The organism is Embleya sp. NBC_00888, assembly GCF_045207655.1.
In the GTDB taxonomy this organism is placed as follows: Bacteria; Actinomycetota; Actinomycetes; order Streptomycetales; family Streptomycetaceae; genus Embleya.
The window spans coordinates 5,574,791-5,600,830 of sequence record NZ_CP108784.1 but is presented as its reverse complement, the minus strand read 5'-3'; the positions used below and the strand labels follow the sequence as shown (position 1 = coordinate 5,600,830).

The 26,040-nt window shown below is 67.2% G+C and carries 18 protein-coding genes; 7 read left to right on the top strand and 11 right to left on the bottom strand.

Annotated features, from left to right (window positions below; all coding sequences use genetic code 11):
- Nucleotides 1-39 precede the first annotated feature (39 nt).
- Genes pglX through OG948_RS24035 form a run of 5 tightly spaced genes read left to right on the top strand, consistent with a single transcriptional unit; the run spans nt 40 to nt 13,850 of the window.
- On the top strand, nt 40-3,753 hold the full coding sequence (pglX, locus tag OG948_RS24055; protein ID WP_406298464.1) for a BREX-2 system adenine-specific DNA-methyltransferase PglX: 3,714 nt from the start codon (nt 40-42) through the stop codon (nt 3,751-3,753).
- A complete protein-coding gene (locus tag OG948_RS24050; RefSeq protein ID WP_406298463.1) occupies nt 3,753-7,640 on the top strand; it encodes a PglY protein in 3,888 nt (1,295 codons plus the stop codon). The genes pglX and OG948_RS24050 overlap by 1 nt, the downstream gene beginning before the upstream one ends.
- Nucleotides 7,640-10,387 carry a BREX-2 system phosphatase PglZ gene (pglZ, locus tag OG948_RS24045; protein WP_406298462.1) on the top strand — a complete coding sequence of 916 codons (2,748 nt, stop codon included), beginning with the start codon at nt 7,640-7,642 and terminating at the stop codon, nt 10,385-10,387. Before OG948_RS24050 ends, pglZ begins: the two co-directional genes overlap by 1 nt.
- Nucleotides 10,384-11,724, top strand: a complete 1,341-nt coding sequence (gene brxD, locus OG948_RS24040) for a BREX system ATP-binding protein BrxD (RefSeq protein ID WP_406298461.1) — start codon at nt 10,384-10,386, stop codon at nt 11,722-11,724. Before pglZ ends, brxD begins: the two co-directional genes overlap by 4 nt.
- Entirely contained in the window at nt 11,721-13,850 is a 2,130-nt protein-coding gene (locus tag OG948_RS24035) for a DEAD/DEAH box helicase (protein WP_406298460.1), read from the top strand. Before brxD ends, OG948_RS24035 begins: the two co-directional genes overlap by 4 nt.
- Nucleotides 13,851-13,871: 21 nt before the next feature.
- Here OG948_RS24035 and OG948_RS24030 read toward each other — a convergent pair whose 3' ends face one another.
- Together OG948_RS24030 and OG948_RS24025 are read right to left on the bottom strand one after the other, a co-directional pair.
- The gene (locus OG948_RS24030) at nt 13,872-14,075 is read right to left on the bottom strand and encodes a DUF397 domain-containing protein (protein ID WP_406298459.1); all 204 of its coding nucleotides are present in this window, start codon (nt 14,073-14,075) and stop codon (nt 13,872-13,874) included.
- Complete coding sequence (locus tag OG948_RS24025; RefSeq protein ID WP_406300329.1) at nt 14,072-14,929, bottom strand: helix-turn-helix domain-containing protein; 858 nt, start codon at nt 14,927-14,929, stop codon at nt 14,072-14,074. Before OG948_RS24025 ends, OG948_RS24030 begins: the two co-directional genes overlap by 4 nt.
- Before the next feature lie 175 nt (nt 14,930-15,104).
- On the opposite strand from OG948_RS24025, the gene OG948_RS24020 reads away from it, so the two are divergent.
- Nucleotides 15,105-15,581: an ATP-binding protein gene (locus OG948_RS24020; RefSeq protein WP_406298458.1), complete on the top strand. Its 477-nt coding sequence runs from the start codon at nt 15,105-15,107 to the stop codon at nt 15,579-15,581.
- A gap of 159 nt (nt 15,582-15,740) precedes the next feature.
- Here OG948_RS24020 and OG948_RS24015 read toward each other — a convergent pair whose 3' ends face one another.
- Both OG948_RS24015 and OG948_RS24010 read right to left on the bottom strand, forming a co-directional pair.
- Nucleotides 15,741-16,802 (bottom strand): hypothetical protein, encoded by a 1,062-nt coding sequence (locus OG948_RS24015; protein WP_406298457.1) that lies wholly within the window; start codon nt 16,800-16,802, stop codon nt 15,741-15,743.
- Between the two features lie 10 nt (nt 16,803-16,812).
- The gene (locus OG948_RS24010; protein WP_406298456.1) at nt 16,813-18,045 is read right to left on the bottom strand and encodes an RNA-guided endonuclease InsQ/TnpB family protein; all 1,233 of its coding nucleotides are present in this window, start codon (nt 18,043-18,045) and stop codon (nt 16,813-16,815) included.
- Between the two features lie 25 nt (nt 18,046-18,070).
- On the opposite strand from OG948_RS24010, the gene tnpA reads away from it, so the two are divergent.
- Nucleotides 18,071-18,487, top strand: a complete 417-nt coding sequence (tnpA, locus tag OG948_RS24005; protein ID WP_406298455.1) for an IS200/IS605 family transposase — start codon at nt 18,071-18,073, stop codon at nt 18,485-18,487.
- An 11-nt stretch (nt 18,488-18,498) separates the two neighbouring features.
- Here the strand turns inward: tnpA and OG948_RS24000 are convergent, their stop codons facing one another.
- The 7 genes from OG948_RS24000 to OG948_RS23970 form a co-directional block, all read right to left on the bottom strand.
- Complete coding sequence (locus OG948_RS24000) at nt 18,499-18,837, bottom strand: SWIM zinc finger domain-containing protein (protein ID WP_406298454.1); 339 nt, start codon at nt 18,835-18,837, stop codon at nt 18,499-18,501.
- Nucleotides 18,838-18,871: 34 nt separating this feature from the next.
- Entirely contained in the window at nt 18,872-19,384 is a 513-nt protein-coding gene (locus OG948_RS23995; RefSeq protein WP_406298453.1) for a MarR family winged helix-turn-helix transcriptional regulator, read from the bottom strand.
- A gap of 89 nt (nt 19,385-19,473) precedes the next feature.
- Complete coding sequence (locus OG948_RS23990) at nt 19,474-20,754, bottom strand: flavin monoamine oxidase family protein (protein WP_406298452.1); 1,281 nt, start codon at nt 20,752-20,754, stop codon at nt 19,474-19,476.
- Complete coding sequence (locus OG948_RS23985; RefSeq protein WP_406298451.1) at nt 20,751-22,409, bottom strand: amidohydrolase; 1,659 nt, start codon at nt 22,407-22,409, stop codon at nt 20,751-20,753. Before OG948_RS23985 ends, OG948_RS23990 begins: the two co-directional genes overlap by 4 nt.
- Nucleotides 22,410-22,614: 205 nt before the next feature.
- On the bottom strand, nt 22,615-24,093 hold the full coding sequence (locus OG948_RS23980; protein ID WP_406298450.1) for an amidase: 1,479 nt from the start codon (nt 24,091-24,093) through the stop codon (nt 22,615-22,617).
- A 137-nt stretch (nt 24,094-24,230) separates the two neighbouring features.
- A complete protein-coding gene (locus tag OG948_RS23975; RefSeq protein WP_406298449.1) occupies nt 24,231-25,076 on the bottom strand; it encodes an ABC transporter ATP-binding protein in 846 nt (281 codons plus the stop codon).
- Nucleotides 25,073-26,038: an ABC transporter ATP-binding protein gene (locus OG948_RS23970; RefSeq protein WP_406298448.1), complete on the bottom strand. Its 966-nt coding sequence runs from the start codon at nt 26,036-26,038 to the stop codon at nt 25,073-25,075. The genes OG948_RS23975 and OG948_RS23970 overlap by 4 nt, the downstream gene beginning before the upstream one ends.
- Nucleotides 26,039-26,040: the final 2 nt, after the last annotated feature.

Below are 26,040 nucleotides of genomic sequence, written 5' to 3'. Positions count from 1 at the left end.
GGTTGGTGGAGAATTGTCCTTGCGGGACTGCTGACGAACATGAAGACGACGAGGGGTACAGCAACGGTGGCTGCGCGCGGCGAGACGAACCAGAACGGCCTACTGCTGAAGGACCTGCGCAAGCAGGTCACGGCACTGGAGGACGATCTCCGGGCGCGGTGTGAGTCGGTGGACGAGTATCGCGAGAAGCTGCGGGCGGAGTACGCCGGGGCCAGGGATGCGGAGCGCACGGCGGCTACGTATGGGTCGTGGCTGGAGGAGCGGATCACGCAAGCGGCGGTGGCTTGGGTGCTGGCGTGCGTGTTCGTACGGTTCTGCGAGGACAACCGACTCATCGCAGACCCATGGATCGCAGGGCCCGGTGAACGGCTGCGCGACGCGGAGGAGCACCACGAGGCGTTCTTCCGGAAACATCCGGAAAAGAACGACCGGGACTGGCTGGTGTCGGCGTTTGAGCATTTGGCGGGGACTAACTCAACGGTGGCGGGGCTGTTCGACCGCAACCATAACCCTCTTTGGGAGCTCGCCCCTTCATACAAAGGTGCAGAAATCCTGCTTAAATTCTGGCGGACCGTAAATGCGAACGGTGAGATCGTTCATGGCTTTGAAGACCCCGAACTTGATACACGATTTTTGGGTGACCTATATCAAGATCTAAGCGATCACGCCCAGAAAACCTACGCACTACTACAGACACCGGTTTTCGTTGAAGAATTCATCCTTGATCTGGCATTCAAGCCGGCGCTGGAAGAGTTTGGCCTTACCCCGATTGTGGAAGTTCACGAAGCGGACGGTACGGTGCGTACTCTTCCGCCTGGGCTGCGGACAATCGACCCAGCCTGCGGATCCGGCCACTTTCTACTCGGGCTGTTCGACAGACTCCTTTCGGAGTGGCGCAAAGTAGCCCAAGGAGAGAACGATTGGACTCTTATCCGGCGAGCACTTGACTCTGTACACGGTTGCGACAAGAATCCATTTGCCGCCGCTATTGCCCGATTCCGACTCTTGATGGCTGCCCTGAAAGCCGCAGGCGTACGGCATCTAAATCTCATGCCGTCATTCCCGATTCACGTCGCTGTGGGCGACTCTCTACTCCACGGTCGCGGCGCATCTGGAAGGCAGGGAAATTTTTCGGGAACCGAAGTCTTTTTTTACAGACATGAAGACGTCTACGAGTTCGCCGAGCGATCTGATCTACTTGGACGCGGTTCATATCACGTAACAGTCGGCAATCCTCCGTATATCAAAGTCAAGGATTCTGCCGAAAGCAGCGCATACCGGAAAGCGTACGATACTTGCGGAGGAACTTATGCACTTTCAGTTCCTTTTGCCCAGCGAATTTTTGAACTCGCGATTCGAGCCAACGGCTCCAATCGCTCAGCAGGATATACGGCGCAGATCACCGCCAACTCCTTCATGAAGCGCGAGTTTGGAAAGAAACTTGTTTCCTGGTTTCATCAAAAGGTAGATTTGACACATATTATTGATACATCTGGCGCATATATTCCCGGTCATGGTACGCCAACTATAATTCTGGCTGGCCGCAACCGTATTGCTTTCCAGGGCGAAGGAATCAAAGCAGTCCTCGGAATTAAGGGAGAACCTGCACAACCCGAAGACCCGACCCAAGGTTTCGTGTGGTTGGCAATACTCGACGCCTATAATAAGCCTCGTATGGATTCCCCGTGGGTGTCCGCTTCAGTCACGAGTCGTGCTCGATGGTCCATTCACCCGTGGTCTCTCGGTGGTGGGCTGGAAAACATGATGCTGGCGAACCTCGGTGGCGAAAAAAGAAAACGCCTTTCGAGCATGGTCAGTCTGATTGGAAGAACTGCACATACAGGATCAGATGATTCATATCTTGCACGACCGGGTGACTGGGAACGCAAAGGGGTCGACGCTCGTCACATCGTCCCTCTGGTAGAAGGCGCGAACATCCGAGATTGGCATCTCATCCCGCAGGTAGAAGCACTCTTTCCATACACAAGTGACCTCACTCCCGATATCACGGACCCTGCCAGCGCACGTCATCTCTGGACTCACCGCCAGCGGCTGCGTGATCGTCGTGAACTCGGTGGAACACACGAGGAAGTTGGCCTCACTTGGTACGAATGGAGTCGTTGGCATCCTGAGCGCTTCCTAGCCCCACTCGGAATTTCCTATGCGGAAGTGGCAACTCATAACAACTTCGTGCTCGACCGAGGCGGCAAAGTATTCAAACAGACAGCACCTACGATCAAACTTCCTAATGGGACAAGCGAAGACACGCACCTAGGCCTTCTCGGTATCCTCAACTCGTCGACTGTCGGGTTTTGGCTCCGTCAGACGTGCCACATCAAGGGCGGAAGTGGAATCGGACGAGGAATTCAGGACGAGTTCTGGGAGAGTCGCCATGCATTCAACTCAACGCGTGTAAAAGAAATTCCAATCCCCAAATCACTTCCCGTAGAAGTCAGTCGCACCCTTGACGATCTGTCGCAACGCCTGGTCGCAAACGAACCATCTGTACTATTCGCCAGCGAATCAGTGCCAAATCGACACGATCTGGATGTCTCTCGTTCTGTATCAGAATCCACTCACCTGCAAATGATCTCGCTCCAGGAAGAGTTGGACTGGCAAGTCTACCGATGCTACGGATTGCTATCTGACTCCGAATGTGCTCGTTTGATCCTGCCTTCTACATCCCCCGCACCCGAAGTGCGTCTCGGTGAGCGCGCTTTCGAGATCGCTCTCGCCAGAAGGCAGGAAAGTGGCGAAATTGAAACTTCATGGTTCCAGCGCCATGGTTCGCAGCCAGTAACTGAGATTCCGATGCGCTGGCCAAAATGGTACCGCGAAATTGTCCAAGCACGATTGGAAACCATCACTGCACGCCAAGATATCGCCCTTTTTGAGGTGCCTGAATACAAACGTCGATGGACCACTGATGACTGGGCGAACAAGGAGCGATTGGCCCTAAAGAATTGGCTGCTCAATCGTTGTGAAGATCGCGATCTGTGGTTTCAAATGCGCGATGGATTTGAGCAACCGCGCACACTCACGATCAGTCAAATTGCAGACAGGATTTCTACAGGCAAGAGTGCCGCCGATATCAAGTCCACTGCCAAGCTCTACGCGTTTCATCTAGGAAGGCCGAATCTGTCACTCGAACAGGTCTTGCATGAAATCTTGGAAGACGAACACGTCCCGTATCTTTCGAGCCTTCGCTACAGCAAATCAGGGATAATCAAGCGAGTCGAGTGGGAGAATATTTGGGAATTGCAGCGAAAAGAAGACCGTGAAGGTGTAGTTGTCAGCTCTGCGGTACCTCCTCTGTACGGCTCATCCGACTTTTCTGCTCCTTCATACTGGTCCAACCGCGGCAAGCTCGACGTCCCCGGGGAGCGTTTCATCTCCTACCCTGGGGCGAGCCCCGACTCCGACCCGACCCTTCTCCTTGGCTGGGCTGGTTGGGACCATCGCGACCAGGCGCAAGCTTTGCTCAACATCATCAACGACCGCGTTGAGCAATTCAGCTGGGGCGGAGTGAAACTTACCCCACCACTCGCCGGGCTCGCTGAGTTGATGCCGTGGATTAAGCAGTGGTATAGCGCCCAAGACGACGAATGGGGCGGCAATGCAGCGGAGGAGTACCAGGCCTCCTTGGAGAGCCTCATGTCCATGCACCAGCTGACTACTGCCGATCTCACCACGTGGCGCCCTGTGCCCGATGCGCACGTTCGTAAAGCAGCCAGAAATCACCGGGGGAACTGATGAGCAACGACGGCGAGCAGTATCTGCGGGACGTGCTGGACCTGCCCGAGGCAGTGCTCTCCGGCTCGTTCAAGGTCGAGCTCTCCGGTGGCTTCAACGACATCGCCGAGCGCGTGGACGAGTACGTCGTAACCGATCAGTTGGAGAAGTCGTTCCGCAAGGCACTGACGATCGTTCGCGAGTCGGTGCGCACGAACTCCGCGAACGCCGCCTACCTGCACGGCTCGTTCGGCTCCGGCAAGAGCCACTTCATGACCGTGCTGCACGCCATCCTGTCCAACCATCCGGCGGCCCGCTCCAAGCCGAGGCTGCAACCGGCGATCCTGGAAAACGACACCTGGCTGCGGGACCGCAAGTTCCTGATGGTGCCGTATCACCTCGTCGGGTCGTCCACGCTGGACTCGGCAATCCTCGGCGGCTACGTGGGCGCCATCCGAACACGCCACCCCGAAGCGCCCGTCCCCCCGGTGTATCGCGCCGACGCCATGCTCGAGGATGCCCGGCGCACGCGGCGCGCCTTCGCCGACGACACCAAGTTCATCGCGTGGCTCGGTGACGCAACCGGTCCCGGAACAGCAACGGCGGATGCATCGGGCCCCGCCGATGCGGATGACCTCGACAACCTTGACAAGCTGGATGCCTGGACCCCGGCCGATCTCGACCGCGCCTTCGCCGCGCCCCCCGGCGACCACCTCCGCAATGCCTTGGTTTCCGCACTGCTCTCCGGCCCGCAGTCCTCCTACGCCCGCGGCGCACTCGGCGACAAGGACGCCTTCCTCCCCCTGGAAGACGGCCTGTCGATCATCGCCGAGCATGCCAAGTCGCTCGGCTACGACGGCCTGATCCTCTTCCTGGACGAGCTGATCCTGTGGCTCCAGGCCCACCTGTCCAACCGCGAGATGGTCAACGACGAGGTCAACAAGCTCGTCAAGCTCATCGAGTCCGGCACCGGCCAACGCGCCCTCCCGATCGTGTCGTTCATCTCGCGGCAGCGTGACCTGTCCAAGCTGATCGGCGTCGACGTCGTCGGCGCCGACGTGAAGAACCTCGAACAGCAGGTCAAGTACCTGGCCGAGCGCATCGACACGATCCCGCTGGAGGACCGCAACCTCCCCGCGATCGTGAAGGAACGTGTCCTCAAGCCGAAGAACGACGAAGCAGCCGCCGCTCTCCTCGCCGCGTTCGCTCGCGTCGAAAGTTCGAACCAGTCGGTACGCGATGTCCTCCTCGACTCGGCCGGCGCGACCGACGCCGACTGGGACGACTTCCGCTCGCTGTACCCCTTCTCCCCCGCGCTCCTGAACGTCCTGGTCGCCCTCTCCGGCGCACTCCAGCGCGAGCGCACCGGTCTGCGGCTGCTCAAAGAGATGCTGCACCGACGCCGCGACGACATGAAGCTGGGTCAGCTGATCCCGATCGGCGACCTGTGGGACGTGCTGTCGGAAGGAATGGCGGAGGCGTTCACCGACCAGCTCCGCCGCGAGGCCGAAGAGGCGACCCGCTTCCACGCCAAGGTCCACGAATACCTCCTCACCAAGTACGGCTCGGCGGAAGACCCGAAGTTCAAGGCGGACGACCGCTTCGTCAAGACCCTCCTTTTGGCCTATCTCGCCCCGCAGGTCCCCGCCCTCACCCGACTCACCGGCGCCCGCCTCGCCGCGCTGAACCACGGTGAGATCCGCTCCCGCACCGGTCAGACCGGGCAGATGGTGATCGCTCGACTGCGCGAGTTGCAGGGGCAGTTCCCGGGCGAGCTGCGCAGCGAGGGCACTGAGGACCCGGTCTTCACCCTGCACCTGTCAGACCTGGACGTCGAGCCGCTGCTTGAGGCGGTTGCCGAACAGGACAAAATCGGCACACGCAAGGTGTGGGTCCGCAATCACCTGTGGAACGAACTGGAGCTGACCGATCGCGGTGAATTCGTCACCGAGAAGGAAATCGTCTGGCGCGGTACCCGCCGCGTCGCCGAGTTCGTCTTCGAGAACGTCGCGGACCCGGCCGAGTTGCCGGACCAGCAGTTCGAACCGTCGGTCGACGGTCGGATCCGGTTCGTCATCGACTATCCCTTCGACGAGCACAACTACCCGAGCGCGGACGCCAACCGCATCGAGGGCCTGCGGCGCGCCGGCAAGCACGCCGCGACGATCGTGTGGTTGCCGTCCTTCGTCTCCCCACAGCGCGCCGGGCAGCTCGGTCGCCTCCTCAAGATCGAGTACCTGCTGCTCAGGGACCGCATCAAGGACTTCGCGCCGAACCGCTCGGCCGACGACCAGGTGCGGATGAAGCACCAGTTGGAGGCGCAGCGCGAGACCCTCACGTTGGCGCTGACCGCCGTCCTCAAGCAGGCGTACGCGATCGCGAAGCCCGAGGAAGGCAATCTCGGCGCGGAGGTCCCCGAAGGTCGGCACATCCACTCCCTCTTCTCCGGGCACAACCCCGACGAGCCGCTGGGCGGTGCGGGCTTCAAGCTCGCAATGCTCAAGTTCGCCGACGGGATGTTCCACGAGCTGTACCCGAACCACCCGAACTTCGATACCCGTGACGACCGCAAGGTGGTCACCCCTGCCCAGTTCAAGAAGGTGTACAGCTGGATCGGCCGGGCCATGGACGACGGCACTCGGCGGATCGTGGTGGACAACGCCGACCTCGTCCTGGTCAAACGGATCGTGCACGCGCTGAAGCTGGGCGAGGTCCACGACGGTCCGCTCAACGTCAGCGCCGACTGGCGTAGGTGGATCGAGCAGCAGGCCGGCGCCAATCAGGTCACCGGAGACTTCTCCGTCGAGGAGATCAGGCGGTGGATCGGCGAACTGGGCTGGACCGGCCTGGACAAGATCGTCGGCAACCTGATCATCGCGTCCTACGCCCTGATCGCCGATCGCTCCTGGGTGTTCAACGGTTCGCCGCGCTCGGCACCGGAGTTGGACCAGATCGGCCCCGGGTGGGCTCTACGGGCCCAGGAACTGCCCGGCGACGAAGAGTTCGCAGCCGGGCACACCCGTGCCGCCGCGTTGTTCGGTGCCAAGACCAAGCCGGTCCCGTGGGCGCGCAACGTCCAGGCGCTCGCACTGGAGGTACGCGAACAAGCAGCCGCGTGGGAAGCCGACGTGAACGGTCTGCGGCACTCCCTGGCCAAGCACCGTGCCCAACTCGGAGTATCCGGTGACGCACCGAGCGACCGCGAACGGTCGGTACGCGACGCGTCCGACCTCCTTGCCCGGCTCCAGCAGCGGCACGACGCCACCGCGCTGGTCCGCGAGTTGGCGTCCGCGACGTACAACAGCACCGACGTCGAACTCGGTAGGGCAATGTCCTCGGCGCACGAGGTACTGAAGGCACTCGACTCCACCCAATGGACGCTGCTCAACGGCGTGCGTGGCCTGACCGGTCGCGGAGACGGTCTGTCGGACCGGGCCGAGCGGCTGCTTTCGCAGGTCGCCGATGCCGCGCGGAAAGACGAGTACAGCGCCCGTCTGGCGCCGGTCCTGGTCGCATCCCACGACACGGCCGTGAAACTGATCACCGATGCGAGCAAACTCGCCACTGTCACACCGGTACCCGGTCCGGCCTCCGACCCTGTGCCCGACCCCCCGGCCCCGACCCCGGACCCCGACGACATCAGCCTGACCCGGCACGGGAGCCCGACGGTATCCGGCACACCCGGCCAGGAGGAGAACCCCGGGGACGACACGCCAGTCGTCCCCGGCCCGACTCAGCCCGGCCGGATCCATCGCGTGGCCACACCGCCCAGTCGGGTGGAAGCCGTGCTCGCCCAGGTCCTGACCGATGTGCAGGACGAGATCAGCGCCTTCGCGCTCGCCAATCCCGGTGTGGCGATCGAGATCACCTGGCAGGTTCGCGAGGCCTCGGCCGAAGGTGGGAACTGATGCCGACCAGCGGCCCCGACCTCAATCGGCGGATCGTGGCCGGGCTGCTGGCAACGTACCTGTCCAAGGCCAAGGACCGCCGCCTGTTCCTCGTGCACGGTCGCTACCCGGCAGCCGAGCCCGCCGAGTTCAGCCTCCCGACGAGTGACGGCAAGCGCCGCGGCGTCCGGGTCGCGCACGCAGGCTCGGTCCTGGCCATCACGGATGCCTGGCAGGCCCACCAGGCCCAAGACGCCGATCTCCTGGTCGTCACCACCGACGTGAGTGACGAACAGGTCGGCCTTGATCTGCTCGGCCAGATGGTCGGCTCGCGCACGATCACCGTCGACAGGCCTGACATCGTCAAGCAGCGTTTCGGCGCCACCGACCTGGACCCGCGCATGTACCGGGAACAGTGGCAGTGGCTGCTCGACGCCCTGATCGAAGCGGAGCCGGCCGACAACTGGCCGCAGCGCGGCGCTGTATTGACTCTCGACGCGGCGGTGCGGGCACTGGTCGGGGTACGGCTGTCCCTTGAGTCGGTCGTCAACGGCGGGTCCGTGGACATGGACGCGTTGCTCGGCTGGTCCCGTACCGAGCTGGGCCCCCAGCAGTTCGCGGCCCTGGCTCCGGATGAGCGGGCCGGTATCACCGCGTGGCTCGCCGAAGCGGCCGGCGAAGCGGCGCCGTTGCTGCTTCGGCTCGTGGAGAGCGGGCGCGGCTCGGACGCGACCGCGTTGGGCGTACTCGCGTCCGTGCTGTCCGACAAGGAAGCGACAGCCGAGACCGCAGTAGCTCTCGGCAGCCTGTTCGGTGGCGTGGGTCTGCGGACATCCGAGCTGCGTGCCTACACTCGCGCGGTGGAGGGCGTGCTCGCCCGCTGGATCGGCGACGCGGCGGCACCGGGCGGGGCGGGAGAGTCTGCGCGAGCCCGAGTCCTGAACGTGGTCGATCGCGCGGACGAACTCGCCGCCTCCGCACACCTGTTGCCCGCTTTGGCCAAGAACCCCTTGCTGCCGTCCGGTTTTCGGGCCCGGCTGCATCGCCTGGCCCAGGGATTGGTCGATGGCCACGAGGCGGCCCAGGCCGCCCTGCACGACCTCTGCGAGCACCAGTTGGCCGCACACTTCTTCCCGGAGCGGGTGCGACTCGCCGAAATGGCCGTACGCCTCGCGCGCTGGACCGCGACGGCCGAGACGAACGTGGTCTCTGTCGAACAGGCCGTGCACGCGCACGCCGCCGACTGGGGCTGGGTCGACCGTGCTTTGGCCCAACTCTGGGTGGGCGATGCGACGGACGATCCGATACTCGATCAGGCCTATCGCAACGTGCACGACGCGGCCCGAGCCCGTCGGGCCCGACTCGACGAGGAGTTCGCAGCCGTCCTGGCACCGTGGGCCCGGCACGCCTGTTCGACGAGTTCGGCCGGTGCCCTGCTCATCGAGGACGTCCTGCGCAAGGTCGTCGTCCCGCTGGCCAAACGCCGGTATCCGCTGATTCTGGTCCTCGACGGGATGAGCAGCGCGGTCGCGGCGCAGCTCGGCGAAGAGCTGACCACGACCGGCCGCTGGGTCGAGCTGGCACCGGTAGCGGGTCGACGCACCGCCGCCGTTGCGATGATGCCGTCGGTCACCACCATCAGCCGAGCCGCCCTGCTGTGCGGACGCCCGATGAACGGTGGGCAGTCCGTAGAGAAGGACGGCTTCTCGTCGTTCTGGCGACAGCAGGAGCACAAAGAAGCCCAGTTGTTCCACAAGGGCGACATCCCCGGCCCGGCCGGACACCGCCTCGATGCACAACTCGTTGCCGCCATCGCTGCCGAGGAAGTGGTGGGTGTCGTGCTCAACACGATCGACGAGAGCCTCGATCACGGGCAGCAGAGTTCGGTGGCCGACTGGACCGTCGACAGCATCAAGTACCTCCCCGAACTGCTGAACGCAGCCCGCGGGCAAGGCCGACCGGTCGTCCTGGTCTCCGACCACGGGCACGTCCTGGATCGCACGCCGCGAGATGCCGGTCCCACTGCGGCCACCGGTGTGGAGTCCGCGCGGTGGCGTACCGGAACGGCCGCACCGGGTGAGGTCGCGCTGAACGGCCCACGGGTATCGGACGGCGGCATCGTCGCCGCGTGGTCCGAGGACATCCGCTACACACCTCGTAAAGCGGGTCACCACGGCGGCGCGTCCCTCGCCGAGCTGACGGTCCCGGTACTGGTGCTCGCGCCGACCGCCGAACTGGCTCCTGCCGGTTGGTCCGTCCTGCCCCGCGAGTCGACCCAGCCGACCTGGTGGGAGGAACCGGGCGCCGCACCCGCAGCCGCCATCGTTGCACCTCCCAAGGCAACCAAGCCGAAGGCGCAGGCCCAACCCGCCCTTGCAACAACCACTTCTGGTTCGGCCACTTCCGTTCCCACATCGGAGCCGACGCCTTCGGCCGGTGCGACCCTGGGCAAGCAGGTCGTCGCCACGAAGATCTACGAGTCTCAGCGGGTCTACGTCCGCAAATCTCCCGACCGCAAGGTGGTCGCCGCGGTCATCGACGCCTTGGACGCGGCCGGTGGCACGCTGTCCCTCGCGGCGGTCGGCGCCGCCGTCATCGCTTCAGGCGGCCGGGCGCAAACCCGTTCGGAAGGCTTCGTCACCATGCTGACCCGGTTGTTGAACGTCGAGGGATACGACGTGATCAGCCTGATCGACGCCCGCACCCGGGTACAGCTGAACCGAACCACGCTGCGTGAGCAGTTCGAACTACCGAAAGCAACCGAATGAGCACCGGAGCCGCATTCCCGTCGGTGAGCCCCGCCCGGCGGCGCGAAGTGATCGACGCACTGCGTCGAGGCACTGTGCCGCAGTCCGGGCTCGACCTGTTCGCGGTCGGCCTGGACCGGTTCGCGCCAGCGCTCGATGAGCGAATCGGCACCATCGGCTCGGGGGCCGCGGCCTTCCACGCGATCCGCGGTGAGTACGGCTCGGGCAAGACGTTCTTCGCCCGCTGGCTCGCCGAACGGGCGAAACGCGCGGGGATGGCAACGACGGAGATCCAGATCTCCGAGACGGAAACGCCGTTGCACAAGCTGGAGACGGTCTATCGGCGGCTCACCGAGCGCCTGACCACGTCGACCGAGCCCGCAAGCGCGCTGCGGGCCGTCGTGGACGCGTGGTTTTATACCCTCGAAGAGGAAATCGGCGAAGCACAGCCCGAACTCGACGAGGACTCCGACGCGTTGGAGACCGCCGTCGGCGAACTCCTCGAAGAGCGACTTCGCGGCGTCGCCCAGACCACACCCGCCTTCTCGGCCGCGCTGCGCGGATATCGGCAGGCGACCCTGGCCGGTGACGCCGCGACAGCAGAGGCGGTCATCGCGTGGCTGGGCGGGCAGAAGTCGGTCGCGGCGTCCGCGAAGCGGCTGGCGGGCGTACGCGGCGATCTCGACCACTTCGGCGCGCTCGGGTTCCTTCAGGGCCTGCTGACCGTGCTGAAGGACTGTGGGCATCCCGGGCTGCTCGTGGTGTTGGACGAGATCGAGACCCTGCAACGCGTCCGTGGTGACGTCCGCGAGAAGGGCCTCAACGCCCTGCGGCAGTTGCTCGACGAGATCGACGCGGGCCGATTTCCCGGTCTGTTTCTGGTGATCACCGGCACGCCGGCGTTCTTCGACGGACAGCAGGGGGTACAGCGGCTGCCTCCGCTCGCACAGCGGTTGGCGACCGACTTCTCCACCGATCCGCGGTTCGACTCCCCACGTGCGGTACAGCTGCGGCTGACCGGATTCGACGTCGACAGGCTCGGCGAACTCGGGCGCTCAGTCCGGGACCTGTACACGGGTGCGGCCCGAAATCCACAACGGATCGCCGACCTCGTGGACGACGCGTACGTCAGTGAGCTGGCCATCTCGATGGCCGGCCGGCTCGGCGGCAGGGCAAGCATCGCACCACGCCTTTTCTTGCGCAAGCTCGTTGCCGATGTGCTCGACCGGGTCGACGAGTTCGACGACTTCGACCCGCGCAAGCACTACGCACTGACGATCAGTGCGACCGAACTCAGCGACGTGGAGCGCAACGCGGCGGCTGCCGGCGCCGACGAGATCGAGTTGGAGGTGGAGTGACCGGCGCCCCCGAGCCGCTGGACCGGCTGCACCCGGGCCTGGTCCACCACATCGTCAACACCCTCGGCTGGACGGGTCTTCGCCCCTTGCAGGAGGAGTCGATCGCTCCGCTGCTCGACGGTTCGGACACCGTACTGCTGGCGCCCACGGCAGGTGGCAAGACCGAGGCGGCGGCGTTCCCGCTGCTGTCCCGGATGGCGGCGGAGAACTGGACCGGCACGTCCGTGCTGTACGTGTGCCCGCTCAAGGCATTGCTCAACAACTTGCTGCCACGCCTGGAGACGTACACCTCGTGGCTCGGTCGGACGGCTGCCCTGTGGCACGGCGACGTCTCACAGCCTCGACGCAAGGGCATCCTCGCGGCGCGCCCGGACGTACTGCTGACCACCCCGGAGTCGCTGGAAGCGATGCTGGTCAGCGTCAACGTCGACCATCGAGCGTTCTTCGCGGGTCTGCGCACGATCGTGGTGGACGAGGTCCACGCCTTCGCGGGAGACGACCGCGGGTGGCACCTGTTGGCCGTGTTGGAGCGCTTGGAACGGGTGGTCGGGCGTCCGGTGCAGCGGATCGGGCTCTCCGCCACCGTCGGCAACCCTGACGACCTCCTCACCTGGTTGCAGGGTTCCGGTGCAGGGCACCGACCCGCGCGCGTGGTTGCGCCGCACCTGCGTCCCGGTGCGGAACCCGTGCCAGTCGCGGCGGGGGACATCCAACTCGACTATGTGGGCTCGCTCGCGAACGCGGCGACAGTGATTGCCGGGCTGCATCACGGCGAGAAGCGTTTGGTCTTCTGCGAGTCGCGCAAGCAGGTCGAGGAACTCGGCGAGAGTCTGCGGGCCAAGGGTGTGACCACGTTCCTGTCGCACGCCTCCCTGTCAGTGGACGAGCGGCGTCGAGCAGAGGAGGCGTTCGCCGACGCTCGGGACTGCGTCATCGTCTCCACCAGCACTCTCGAACTCGGCATCGATGTCGGCGACTTGGATCGGGTCATCCAAATCGACGCACCCGGCACCGTCGCCTCGTTCCTGCAACGGCTCGGCCGGACCGGGCGCCGGCCCGGCTCCACCCGCAACTGCCTGTTCCTTGCCCTCGATCGGGACGGCCTCGTGGGCGCTGCCGGCCTGTTGCTGCTCTGGTCGCGGGGTTGGGTCGAGCCGGTCGTGCCGCCACCCGAGCCGAGGCACATCGTCGCGCAGCAAGTCTTGGCGCTGTGCTTGCAGGAACACCGGGTCGGTGACCGGCTGTGGCAGGAATGGTGGGGTGGGCTGGGCCCGTTCGGTCCGGCTGCCGAGCCCATCGTCCGGCACCTGGTCGCGGAGGGCTATCTCGACCAGGACGGCGGAATGCTGTTCATCGGCCCGGAAGCCGAGCGCCGCTTCGGCCACCGGCACTTCATGAACCTGACCGCGGTGTTCACCGCGGCCCCCGAGTTCACCGTCCTGTCGGGACGCACCGAGATCGGCAAGACCGACCCGGCCCTGCTGACCGAGGAGGTCACCGGGCCACGCCGCTTGTTGTTGGCCGGTCGGAGCTGGCAGGTGACGTACATCGACTGGACTCGGCGTCGTTGCTTTGTCGAGCCGGTGGAAGGTGGCGGCAAGGCCCGGTGGGGTGGGGTCGGCTTTTCCCGAACCGCCTCGTACCACCTGACCCGCGCGGCACGTGAGGTGCTGTTGGGCACCGATCCGGACGTACTGCTGACCCGCCGTGCGCAGGCGGCACTGACCCAAGCGCGCGATGAGAGCACCGAGTTGGTGCACGCGGGCGGAACGGTGATCGTGCGGGCGTCGACCGGCTCGGACGTGCGCTGGTGGACCTGGGCGGGGGCCAGGGCGAACGCGACCCTGGCGGCGAGCCTCGCGTCCGTGACCGATCCGCTACAACGCTCGACGGATGGCTATGTGCGCCTTCGCGAAGATCTGACGCCGGAACAATGGCGGGCAGCAACAAAGGACGTGACGAACCACCTGTGCCTACCTCACGTGGACAGTCGCGCGTTGAACGGCCTCAAGTTCAGCACGGCGCTGCCACAACGGCTGGCGGAGGCGACGCTCGCGGCTCGCTTGGCCGACCTCGACGGCGCGGCGGCGGCCCTGGGGGAATCGGTCAGGTTCACGTCCCTGTAGGGCTGCCGCCGCGCGTGTGAGTCAGCGGGCGGTGGAGGCGAGGAAGCCGGTCCAGGCGTTGGGGGCGAAGGTGAGTCGGGGGCCGTGTGGGGCTTTCGAATCACGGACGTGGGCGGCCTGCGGGGCGGCGGCGAACTCGACGCATTCGCCGCCCTCACCACCGCTGTGGCTGCTCTTGCACCAACGCAGCTCCGCGGTACGATTCGGGGCAGTTTCGATACTCATTCCTCTCCCAACATCTTCTCGATCCGCACCAAGGACTCGCGAGGCGTGAGCGCTTGTCCCCGAATGCTGCCGTAACGTGCCGCCAGAATACGGACCTCTTCAGGATCTGTGATCAAGCGGCTGACACTCTGAACTTCCACGTACGCCACCTGCTGACGGCCCTTCGGCGTGAGCAAGGTGAATGGGCCATCGATACCGGCGTGGTCTTCACAGTCCATCGGCAGCACTTGGAGCGTCGTACTTCGCAATTGCCCCAGATGCAACAGGCGTTCGATCTGCCCTTGATGGACGTCCCTCCCACCGATGGACCGACGCAGGACAGACTCATCGAGTACTGCGCTGACCATGGGCGCAGGCCAACGCGTCAAGATCTCTTGGCGCGCCAGCCTGGCGGCAACCCTCTCCTCGATGGTCTTCTCGTCGAGAAGAGGTTGGCGGGCAGTGAACGTCGCTCGCGCGTACTCCTCTGTCTGGAGCAGACCGGGCACAGTCACCATGCTGAAGTAGTTCAGCTCGACGGCATCCGCTTCCTGCCGCGCGTAGTCCCTGAACCAAGCCGGGTGTCGTACCCGCGTCTTCGCCTTGGCCTTCGCCAAGTCCTCTTTCGTTGCGGTCAACAGACCATCTGCGCCCAACAGGGCGTCAGCCGAATCCAGGAACTCCGGCTGGGGCGTGCGCCGTCCACGCTCCACCGAGGAGATCTGCTCCTCGCTATACCCGAGTCGGTCGCCCAACTCCTTCTGCGTCAGCCCCGCCCGCTCGCGCAACAGTTTTACCTGCTTGCCGATGGCCCGGAAGAAGTCCGCAGCGCCATCCGTATCCTCCGGCGGCTCGGGCCTTCGCTCCCGTCCCACTTCGTCTTCATCATTCGCGCCGACACCCACCACAGCGTCCACCGCCTCACATGCGCGCGTGCGTCATCGGTCACGGCCGACAGCCCGGACAACCGACCGCGTCCGCCCGTACGCATACGCTTCGTACCGACTTCGCCCCTGGTCACGGTACGTCCGCAGAGCAACGCTCTGTGCCATGAAGCCTGAAATCTCCCCCATCCGGCTCGCGCCCTCCACTGCGGATTTCGTTCGCCGGTTCGCCTCGACCACCTTCGGTGCCCGCGCCGCCCGTCTCGTCGCAATGGAACAACTCGCCGCGTGGGGCCGGCCGCAGGAGTCGGATGCGTCCCGAACGGTTGCCCTGCTCGTGGCCGAACTCGCCGCGAACGCCGTGATCCACGGGAGGGGATCCGATCACGGCTTCGAACTCCGCCTGGCGATCGAGTCGGCTTGGCCGGGGCCGGCTACTTTGCGCGTCGAGGTCTCGGACCGGCATGACGGGATGCCCACCTTCTACTCGACCCTTCCCGTGGACACCGCCGAATCGGGACGAGGTCTGCTCCTCGTCGACGCTCTTGCGACCAGCCGAGGCGTCGAACGCAGGCACCCCACTGGCAAGACCATCTGGGCGGAGCTCGAACTGCCCGCACTGGCGAACCCCACCTCGTACTGATCCGCTCGGCGGCGGTCAGAGCAGGGTCGGGCTGTCATCCGATCGGGCCGAATGGGGGAAGTTCGCTCAGACGTTGCAGGGCCTCAAATGAGGCCGCGGTGGGCGAGTTCGGTTGTGAGATTGCGTTTGCGGTGGTGGGTGGTGCGTAGGGTGGTGAATTCACTTGCCATTGGGGCTCGCGGTTGGCTGCTTGGGCGGTGTCGCGGGCGGGCCAGGGAGGTCTGCGGTTTGGGCGTAGGCGTGTTTGGTTGTGGTTTTGATGAGTTCGGTGGCTTCTCGCAGGTAGATGGTGAGTGCGTCTTCCGGGCGGGTGGTTCGGCAGGCGTCGGCGAGGTGGAGCCATTGGGCACGGGTGGCGCCGAGGGTTTCGGCTGCCTGCCAGGCCTCGGCGAAGCGGTCCTCGGTGAGGAGGATGTCGATCAGGGCTCGGGCCGCTTGGATGCGGGTCCGCCGTTGTTCGGCCGCGTCGCATAGTGCTTGGAGGGCCCTGTCTCGGTAGTGGTCGGCTTCTCCGGTCGCCTCTGCGACTTTGAGGAGTTGCCGGTGCGACGGGACGCCGAGTTGGTGTCGGAACTGGTCCCACCGGATCTTCAGGGCGTCGGAGTGGCGGCCGGCGGCGGTGTACTGCCCGGTCAGGTGGTCGGCGAGTCGGGAGTCTTCCGGGTGTTCGGCGAAGCCGCGTTCGACCCAGGTCAGGGCCTCGGCATCGCGGCCGGCGGCGGTGAGTGCGTCGGCGATGCGGAGGTAGGCGTAGCCGTGGGTGAGGTCGGGGGTGAGTGCTTCGACGAATGCGTCGGTGTCTTTCTGGGCCTCGGCCAGGTCTTCCCGTAGGTGCTGAATCAACCATCCGTCTCGGTTCGGAGCGGACCCGGCTTCGCGCAGGCACGTGGCGTAGTACGCGATGCCCGCGTCCCCCAGTGGCTGCGTGTAGTCCTGGATCGCCAGTTCCGGCCAAACGTGGTTCGCGAGCGCGAATCGCCGTGATGTCTGGCTGGCGCCGCCGTCGATACGCGCGGCGCGCAGGTTGAGGCGGCGGCGCAGATCCGGATCGCTGCCGGCCGCCTCATCGAGGAGGTCGACGAATTCGCCGTGGTCGAGCGAGGCGAGGTAGGCGCGCAGGTCCATCCCGGCGCCTTGGGGTTCCCCGACCGGACCGGCCTTGGCTGCGCGGAGGAAGACCAGGCCGACCGCCGCGCGACACAGTGCTTGCAGAATTGACATCCTCCCCGGCCTAAGGGCCGGGGATTCCCGCCTGCTCCCACCGCAGGGTGGTGGGTGGCTTCGGGTGGGTTCCTGCTTCGCTGCGCGGTGCCGGGATCGCTCCCGGTCTTACCTGCGCTCCACAGGCTGATACCGCCAGTCCGGCGGCCTTGGCGATGTTGACCGCCGCGTTGATGTCCCGGTCCAGGACAGCCCCGCACGCCGAGCACGTCCACGTACGGACGTCAAGGGGCTTGGGGCCGTCCTTCATGCCGCACCGTGAGCACACCTGGGATGTGGGCTCGAAGCGGCCGATCCGGGTGAAGGTGCGCCCGTACCGGGCGGCCTTGTACTCCAGCATCATCACGAACGCGGACCATCCGGCGTCGTGGATGGACTTGGCCAGGCGTGTGCGGGCGAGTCCCTTGACCGCCAGGTCCTCCACGGCGACCGCTTGGTTCTCGCGGATCAGCTTCGTGGAGAGCCGGTGGTGGAACTCGCGCCGCGCGTCGGCCACCCGCGCGTGTGCGCGGGCGACCTTGAGGCGGGCCTTGGTCCGGTTGTTGCTGCCCTTGGCCTTGCGGCTCAGGCGTTGTTGTTCCCGTTTGAGTTTCTTCTCCGCCCGGCGCAGGAAGCGTGGGCTGTCGATCTTCCGGCCGTCGGAGAGGACCGCGAAGTGCGTCAGCCCAAGGTCGATCCCGATCGCTCCCGTGGCCTCCGGCGGGATCTCCGTGTCGTCGGTGTCGACGACGAAGCTTGCGAAGTACCGGCCCGACGAGTCCTTGACCACCGTCACCGTGGACGGGGTGGACGGCAGTCTCCGGGACCATTTGACCTTCACATCGCCGATCTTCGGCAGACGCAGCTTCTGCCCCGGGGTGATCGACCAGCGGGCGTTCGCCGTGAACCGCACCGCCTGCCGGGTGTCCCTCTTCGACTTGTACCGGGGCGCGCCCATGCGCGGGCGCTTGCCCTTCAGACCGTCGAGGAAGTTCCGGTAAGCGGTGTCCAGGTCCCGGAGGGACTGTTGGAGGAGGACAGCGGACACCTCGCCCAGCCATTCCCGTTCCGGGGTGCGCTTGGCCTCGGTGATCAGCAGCTTCGACAGGTCGCCGGTCTTCGGGAACGGCAGCCCCTCGGAGCGGGCGGTCTCCCGAGCCTTGAGGGCGTCGTTGTAGACCACCCGCGCACACCCGAACGCCCTCGCCAGCGCGGTGCGCTGACCGGCGCTCGGGTACAGGCGGAAGCCGTACCGAAGCTGCACATCGTGATCGTACTACGCTTGGTTTATGGCTGACATACAGAACATCCGCACTGGTAGGCACTGTGTTTTCGCCCTTCACGCGCATTTGGTTTTCGTGACGAAGTACCGGCATCGGGTCTTCAACGATGCGCACCTCATGCGGATGGAAGAGATCATGCGCGCGGTGTGCGCCGACTTCGAATGCGAACTGGTCGAGTTCAACGGCGAGAACGACCACGTCCACCTGCTCGTGAACTTCCCGCCCAAGGTCGCCCTGTCCAAGCTGGTGAACTCCCTCAAGGGCGTGTCCTCGCGCAGGCTCCGCCAGGAGTTCCCCGATCTCGTCCGCCACTACTGGCGGGCGCAGCGCCTGTGGTCCGGCTCCTACTTCGCCGGGTCCGTCGGCGGCGCGCCGCTCAGCATCGTGAAGCAGTACATCGAGCAGCAGAACCGGCCGCTCTGACACAGCCGAGGTCAACACTGCGGATCCGTGCCGACATCTGAGGCCAGAGCAGTTCTCAGATTCGCTTCACCACCGGACTGAAGCCCGGTGCACTGCGAATAGACCCAGTAGCCCTGGTCGCCGTACGGACAATCGCATTCACCGGCGAGATCGTCCGGCCCGAATTCGAGGACGACATCGTGGAGGACGACGTCGTAGGTGTCGTTTCCGTACACCACGGCGGTGATGACGCCGGGGCCGTTCTCGGTCGGATTCGCGACCGCGTCGAGGTGGGCCTCGCCGTGCTCGAACGACTTCGATCCGGCGGCGTCGAGGAGGTTTTGCTCGGTGAGTATCGGCAGGGCCTCCATCAAAACGCTTTCGGCCCGACCGGCGGCCTCGCTTCTACTCGCCGGGTGTGCCGGACAGCCGGCGGAGCGCCTTGAGCAGGTTCGCGCGGTCGGGGACGTCCGCGAAGAAGGTGGCGTCCGCCGCTTCCACCGCCTGCATGGCCTTGGCGGCCAAGTCGGTTCCGGGGGCGGTGATGTGGAGGAGCTTCGCCCTGGTGTCGGCCGGGTCGGTTGCTCGGGTCAGGTAGCCCTTGGCTTCCAGGCGGCGCAGGACGGGGGAGACGGTCTTGACGTCCATGCCGGCGTGGGCGGCCAGGGTGAGTTGGTTGGGCTTGGCGCCCTGGGTGTCGAGCCAGTACAGGCTTGCCAGGAGCACGAATTGAGGGTGGGTCAGGTCGAGCGGGCCGAGGGTGGCCGCCATCGTGCGCTGCCAGCGCAGCGTGGTGTGCCACAGGAGGAAGCCGGGGCTGTCTTCGGGGGTCAGCGCCATGTCGGTCCTTTCGACGTCGGGATCGGCCTCGGGGTCAGGATCCGAGGTGATTATCTGTGCGTCGACTATCTCTGTCATGGGTATCTTGACATGGCGGTGGGGTGGACATCGTCTCCTCCGCAGACGACGCCCACCCCGGTCGGATACCGGCCCCGGTCGGGTGCCCGCTACGCGAGCAGGTTCCGCACCGCCTCCGCCGCGTCGTGGCCCGAGAGCACCGCGCCGTCCATGTAGCCCTGGGAAGTGCGGGCGATGTCGCCGCCCGCCAGGACCACCCGCCCGTACGGCTCCCGCGCCGCCGCGAAGAGCGGCCACTGGCCCGGGCGGGGGGCTACCCACGTGCCCCGCGCCAGTGGGTCGGCGGACCAGTCGTGGGCGAGCACCTCCAGGATGCGGGCGTCCGGGTACAGCTGCCGCACCGCCGTCTCGATCGAGGCCCGGTCGGTCGGGTCGAAGCTCTCGGCGAGGCCGAAGACGACGCAGACGTCCTCCCCCGCGTTGTACACGGCGAGGATGCCGGGCGGCCAACAGCCCGCCTTGGCGTCGACGGGTATCCCGGTCGCCCGGGCCGCCACCTTCACCGAGCGGCCTGCGTGGCCCTGCTCGGCCAGTGCCGCCACCGCCGGCGGCAGCGCGGGCTCGAAGGCGATCGCCGCCCACGTGTTGAGCGGTGCCGCGACCACGGCCGCCGCGGCCGTCACGGCGCTGCCGTCGGCCAGCCCGAGAACCACGCCCGGCCCCTCCTGACGCACCGCCACCACCCGCGCTCCGAAGCGCAGTTCGGCGCCGAGCGAGGCCGCCATCGCCACCGCCAGCGCGTCCGCACCGCCCGCCGCCCGCTGATCCTCGGCGCCGAACGCCGCCGCCGGGTCGCCGCCCAGCGCGACGATGTCCTCGATCACGCCCACCGCCGAGTACTCCTCGGGGCGCGCGCCCATCAACGCGGCGCCGAGCACCGACAGGTACGCCACCGCACGCGCCGGCAGGCCCTCGAGCAGCTCGCCGTACGCCACGTCCAACCCGTCCGGCGCCTGCGCAGGCGTCAACTCCGCGGCCAGTGCGGTGAGTTCCGTGACCAACCGCTCGCACGCGGCCAGGTCCGGACCGGCCAGCGGCATCGCGCCCTCGGACGCCTCACCGTCCAGCAGCCACACCTGCCGCGTCGCGCTCTCCCGTGCCGGGACCAGGTCCACGCCGTAGCGTTCGTACTCGGCCATCAGCGCCCGGTGGTACTGCGCCGAGATCCACTCCGCGCCGAGATCGACCCGAACTCCCGTACCGGGGAAGACCTTCGACCACGTCCGGCCGCCGACCCGATCGCCCGCCTCCAGGACCACCACGCGCAGCCCGGACGACGCGAGCTCCCGCGCCGCCACCAGACCGGCCAGGCCCGCGCCCACCACCGCCACGTCGTAGGCCGCGGCCAGCGGCCCCTCCCCCGCGGTCACAGACCCTCCCCCGTGTACACGGGCGCGCCCTCGACATACGTCCCCAGCACGCGCGTGTCACCGATCTCCGCCGCCGGGCCCGCGTACGGGTCGCGGTCCAGGACGACCAGGTCGGCGAGCTTGCCCACCTCGATCGTGCCGGTGTCGTGGTCGCGGTGGTTCACGTACGCCGTGCCCACCGTGTACGCCGCGAGCGCCGCCGTGAGGTCGATCCGCTGCTCGGGCAGGAAGATCGTGTCCGACGGCTCCGCGACGGCCGGCAGCACCCGGTTGACCGCGGTGTGGATGCCCCACATCGGGTCCGGCGCGCTGACCGGCCAGTCGCTGCCCGCCGCGAGCGTCGCGCCGGAGCGCAGCAGGTCGCCGAACGGGTATTGCCACGCCGCCCGTTCGTCACCCAGGAACGGGATGGTCAGCTCGTCCATCTGGGCCTCGTGCGCGGCCCACAGCGGCTGGAGGTTGGCCGTCACGCCCAGCTCCGCGAAGCGCGGAACGTCGTCGGGGTGAACCACCTGGAGGTGCGCGATGTGATGCCGGTGATCCGCCCGCCCATTCGCCGCGAGCGCCTGCGCGAAGCCGTCCAGCGCCTCGCGCGCGGCCCGGTCACCGACCGCGTGCACGTGCACCTGGAAGCCGTGCGCGTCGAGCAGCGTCACGTGTTCGCGCAGCGCCGCCGGGTCCACGAAGCTCAGTCCGCTGTTGCCGGTGTGGCAGCCGCAGCCGTCGAAGTACGGGTCGTTCATCGCGGCCGTGAAGTTCTCCGCGACCCCGTCCTGCATGATCTTCACGCTGGTGGCCGCGAACCGCCCGACGGACGAGGACGCGCGGAGTTCGAGCAGCCGCTCCAACTGCTCGGCGCCCTGGTCCCGTTCCCACCACAGCGCGCCCACGACGCGCGCGGTCAGCTGCCCCGAACGGGCCGCGGTCAGATAGGACTCCAGCGGGTCCAGGCCCGGATGCGCCGAACCGACCATCGCGTCCTGCCACGCCGTCACGCCGACCGAGTGCATCCGCGCCTGGCCCGCGAGCAGCGCGCGCAGGCCGTCGGCCGCGTCCAGGCCCGGGACGAGGTCGCCGACCAGCGCGGTCGCGCCCTCGTGCAGGGTGCCCTGCGGGGTGCCGTCCGGTTCGCGCTCGATCCGCCCGTCGGCCGGATCCGGGGTATCCCGTCCGACACCCGCGAGTTCGAGCGCGCGGGTGTTCACCCACGCGCCGTGGCCGTCGGCGTTGATCAGGAACGCCGGGCGGTCGGGCACGATCGCGTCCAGTTGCTGCCGGCTGGGCGTACCGCCGGCGAACGCCTCCATGTTCCAACCGCCGCCGCTGATCCACTCCTCGTCGGGCCGGGCGGCCGCGTACGCGCGGATCAGGGCGAACGTCGAGTCGGCGTCCCGCGCGTCCGAGAGGTCGCAGCGGATCAGCGTCATGCCCGCGAGGGCGGGGTGTACGTGCGAGTCCTGGAAACCGGGTACGAGCGCGCGGCCGGTCAGGTCGATCACGTCGGTGCGCGAACCGATCAGCCCGCGCACATCCGCGTCGTGCCCGACGGCCACGATCCGCCCGTCGCGCACGGCCACCGCCGTGGCCCGGCGACGCGCGGCGTCGATCGTATGGACCGAACCACCGCGGAAGACGACATCGGCAGGGGTGGACATGGAACTCCTTGCACCGAGTTGCATCGAAAAGAGTGAAGAGAAGAAGACGGAACGCGACGAAGACCGAACGCGAAGAGGACGCGAACGGCGAAGGGAAGAAGAAGGAGCACGTCGAGCAGCCCGGGCCCGATCGGTACATCGAGTCCGACCGGCGCCAACACGCCAACGAACCCGAGCGCGCCGAAAGACCCCGGGCCGACCCGGCTCAGAGCGCCGGAATACCCGCACCCACGTAGTCCCACGGCCGCACCCGCTCCAGCGCCGCCGCCACCCGGAACACCGTCGCGTCGTCGTAGAACCGCCCGACGACCTGCACCCCCGTCGGCACCCCGCTCGACGCGTGGCCCGACGGCACGCTCAGCACCGGACAACGGCTGGCGATGTTGAACACCGTCGTGAGCGACGCCTCCAGGTAGTGCTCCAGCTCGACGCCGTTGATCGTGACCTTGGTCGAGGTGTAGTCGTCGTCCGCCAGGTACGCGGGGATCCCGGCCGTCGGGCACAGCAACACGTCGTACCGATCGAGTAGTTGCCCCAGCTCGGCCTGGATCGCGGCCTCGCGCTCCAGGCCCGCGAGCAGCCCGCCGCGCTCGGCGGCGGCGACGGTTTCCTCGGCGAACCTGAGCGTGTACGCGTTCAGTTGGTCGCCGTACTCCTCGGCGACCCCGCGCACCCATGACCCGAAGATCGCGCCGAAGTGGATCATCGCGGTGTCCATCACATCCCGCCGGGTGATGTTCACCGGGACCTCCTCGACGATCGCGCCCGCCGCGCGCAACGCGTCCGCCACGGCACGCGTGTTCGCCTCGACCTCGGGGTCGATCAGCCAGTCCCCCAGCGTGATCGAGAGCGCCACGCGCAGCCCCTCGATGCCCTCCGGCGCGGTGGGCAGGACCAACTTGGGGCTGAGCGCCACACCGTCGAGCGGGTGGGGACCGGCCAGCACGTTCTGCAGCAGCGCGCAGTCGGCGACGGTACGCGCCATTGGGCCGTCATGGCAGTACGTGTCCAGGTTGAACGGCGGCATCGCCGGAACCCGGCCGTACGGCGGCTTGAACCCGACCGTGCCGGTGAACGACGCGGGGATGCGGATCGAGCCGCCGATGTCCGAACCGGTCGCGAGCGTGGTACTGCCGGCCGCGAGCGCCGCGCCGGCGCCACCGGACGAACCTCCCGGCGAGAAAGCCAGGTTCCACGGGTTGCGGGTGATGCCCCACAGCTCCGAGCGGGTGAACGCCGCGCAACTGAACTCGGGAGTCGTGGTGCGCGCGTGCACGATGCCGCCGGCCGCGAGCACCCGCTCGACCACCGGGTGCGTGGCGTCGGCGATCTCGGCCGCGAACGCCACCGAGCCATCGGAGCTGATCCGGCCCGCGATGGGCTGTTCCTCCTTGGTCGCGACCGCGAGCCCTTCGAGCGGTCGTGGCGCGTCGCCCTTGCCGGCGTAGCGGGCCTCCGCCGCCCGCGCGCCGGCCATGGCTTCGTCGTAGGTCCGCTCGGCGAGGCAGTTCACGCTCGGCTCGACGGCCTCGGCCCGCTCGATCACTGCGGTCATCAACTCGACCGGCGAGAGCGAGCGGTCCCGAAAGCGCCGCAGCGCCTCGGTCGCGGGCAGGTAGGCCAGCTCGTCGACCACAACCGGGGCGCGCTCGGTCCCCGCGGCGAAATCGGTCTCATTGCTCATGACTGGGTCACGTCCTTCCAGGTCACGTCCTGCACAAGGTCACTGCAAAAGGTCACCGCGAGGTCACCGCACAAGGTCACTGCGCGAGGCCGGCAAACGAGGCCGGCAAACGAGGCCCCCGAGCCCATCGCCCGAGCTCACCGCGCGCCCTCGGCGGCCAGCGCCCGGCGATCGGCCGCGATTTTGGCCGGGTCCCACCCGACCCGCGGCACGGAGTCGAGCAGCAGCCGGGTATACGGGTGTCGAGGATTCGTCAGCACCTCATTGGTGCCGCCGGCCTCGACGATCCGGCCGGCCCGCAGGACGACCACGTCGTCGGTGATGTGCCGGACGACCGCGAGGTCGTGGCTGACGAACAGGAAGCCCACCCCCGCGTCCCGCCGGATCCCGGCGAGGAGTTCGAGGATCTGCGCCTGGATCGACACGTCGAGCGCGGCGACCGCCTCGTCGAGGATGAGCACCGTCGGCTCGGCCGCGAGCGCGCGGGCGATCGCGACTCGCTGGCGCTGACCACCGGACAGCGCCTTGGGCAGCGCGGTCGCCTCGCGCGCGCCCAGGCCGACCTGGTCCAGCAACTCCGCCACCCGGGCCGCCCGCTGATCCTTCGTCAGCGTGCCGAAGTGCAGTCGCAGCACCTCGTCGACGCACTCCCCGACGGCGATCCTCGGATCCAGGGACAGGTACGGGTCCTGGAAGACCATCTGGATCTCGCGCGCGCGGGCCAGTCGTTCGGCGCGATTGCCGGTCCGCGTGGCGCGCTCGTGGCCGCCCACCCGGATGCTGCCCGAGTCGGGCGTGGCCAGACCGACCAGCATGCGCGCGGTCGTGGTCTTGCCGCAGCCGGATTCGCCGACGATGCCGAGCGAGCCGCCCGGCGCGAGCGTGAACGAGACCCCGTCCACGGCGGCGTGGTCGCCGAACGTCTTGCGCAGGTCGGTGACTTCGAGCGTGGTGTCGGCCGCGCCCGCGGAGCGGTTCGTCACGTCAGGATCCCCTCGTCGGCGCGGAAGCAGGCCGCGTAGGCGTCGTCGTGCCGGGTCAGCGCGGGTGCCTCGGCCGTGCACCGCGGCTGTACATGCGCGCAGCGCGCGGCGAACGCGCAGCCGGTGGGGGCCTCGGCGAGCGAGACCGGGCGGCCCGGAATGGGCTTGGGTGGTCCCGCGTCCGGATCGAGCCGCGGCGTCGAGGCGAGAAGGCCGGCGGTGTACGGGTGCCGCGGCTTCGCGAACAGGCCCTCCGCGGTCTGCGTCTCGACGATCCGGCCCGCGTACATGACGTAGACCCGATCGCAGACCGCGGCGGCCAGTTCGAGGTCGTGGGTCACGAACAGCATGCCCGTGCCGCGCTCGGCCTGGAGTCGGGTCAGGATCCCGATCACCTCGGCCTGGGTGGTCACATCCAGCGCGGTGGTCGGCTCGTCGGCGAGCAGCAGCGACGGCTCACCGGCGAGGGCCGCGGCGATCACGACCCGCTGGAGCATGCCACCGGAGAAGTGGTGCGGGTGGCGCCGCATCGCGCCCTCGGGGTCGCGGATGCCGACCGCCTCCAGGAGTTCGAGCGCGCGCGCCGCGGCGATCGTGGGCGCGGTGCCGGCGGCGCGCATGCCCTCGGTGAGGAAGTCGCCGACCCGGCGCATCGGGTTGACCGACGCGCGCGGGTCCTGGAAGACCATCGCCACCTCGCGCGAGCGCAACGAGCGCAGGCTCGCCTTGTTCAGGCCGAGCACGTTCCGCCCGTCCACCCGAACCTCGCCGCTCACCCGGGACTTCGCGGGCAGCAGCCCGAGTACGGACCGGCACGCGACCGACTTGCCCGAGCCGGACTCGCCGACCAGGCCCACGCTTTCGCCCTTTTCGACCCGCAGCGACACGCCGTCGAGGATCGGGCGCGCGGCCCGCCCCTCGGGCAGACGCACCGTCAGGTCGTCGATTTCCAGGAATGCCATGG

Coding starts and splice junctions, on each gene's coding strand:
- pglX (WP_406298464.1), top strand. CDS start 40: ATGAAGACGACGAGGGGTACAGCAACGGTGGCTGCGCGCGGCGAGACG.
- OG948_RS24050 (WP_406298463.1), top strand. CDS start 3,753: ATGAGCAACGACGGCGAGCAGTATCTGCGGGACGTGCTGGACCTGCCC.
- pglZ (WP_406298462.1), top strand. CDS start 7,640: ATGCCGACCAGCGGCCCCGACCTCAATCGGCGGATCGTGGCCGGGCTG.
- brxD (WP_406298461.1), top strand. CDS start 10,384: ATGAGCACCGGAGCCGCATTCCCGTCGGTGAGCCCCGCCCGGCGGCGC.
- OG948_RS24030 (WP_406298459.1), bottom strand. CDS start 14,075: ATGAGTATCGAAACTGCCCCGAATCGTACCGCGGAGCTGCGTTGGTGC.
- OG948_RS24020 (WP_406298458.1), top strand. CDS start 15,105: ATGAAGCCTGAAATCTCCCCCATCCGGCTCGCGCCCTCCACTGCGGAT.
- OG948_RS24015 (WP_406298457.1), bottom strand. CDS start 16,802: ATGTCAATTCTGCAAGCACTGTGTCGCGCGGCGGTCGGCCTGGTCTTC.
- tnpA (WP_406298455.1), top strand. CDS start 18,071: ATGGCTGACATACAGAACATCCGCACTGGTAGGCACTGTGTTTTCGCC.
- OG948_RS24000 (WP_406298454.1), bottom strand. CDS start 18,837: ATGGAGGCCCTGCCGATACTCACCGAGCAAAACCTCCTCGACGCCGCC.
- OG948_RS23995 (WP_406298453.1), bottom strand. CDS start 19,384: ATGACAGAGATAGTCGACGCACAGATAATCACCTCGGATCCTGACCCC.
- OG948_RS23985 (WP_406298451.1), bottom strand. CDS start 22,409: ATGTCCACCCCTGCCGATGTCGTCTTCCGCGGTGGTTCGGTCCATACG.
- OG948_RS23980 (WP_406298450.1), bottom strand. CDS start 24,093: ATGAGCAATGAGACCGATTTCGCCGCGGGGACCGAGCGCGCCCCGGTT.
- OG948_RS23970 (WP_406298448.1), bottom strand. CDS start 26,038: ATGGCATTCCTGGAAATCGACGACCTGACGGTGCGTCTGCCCGAGGGG.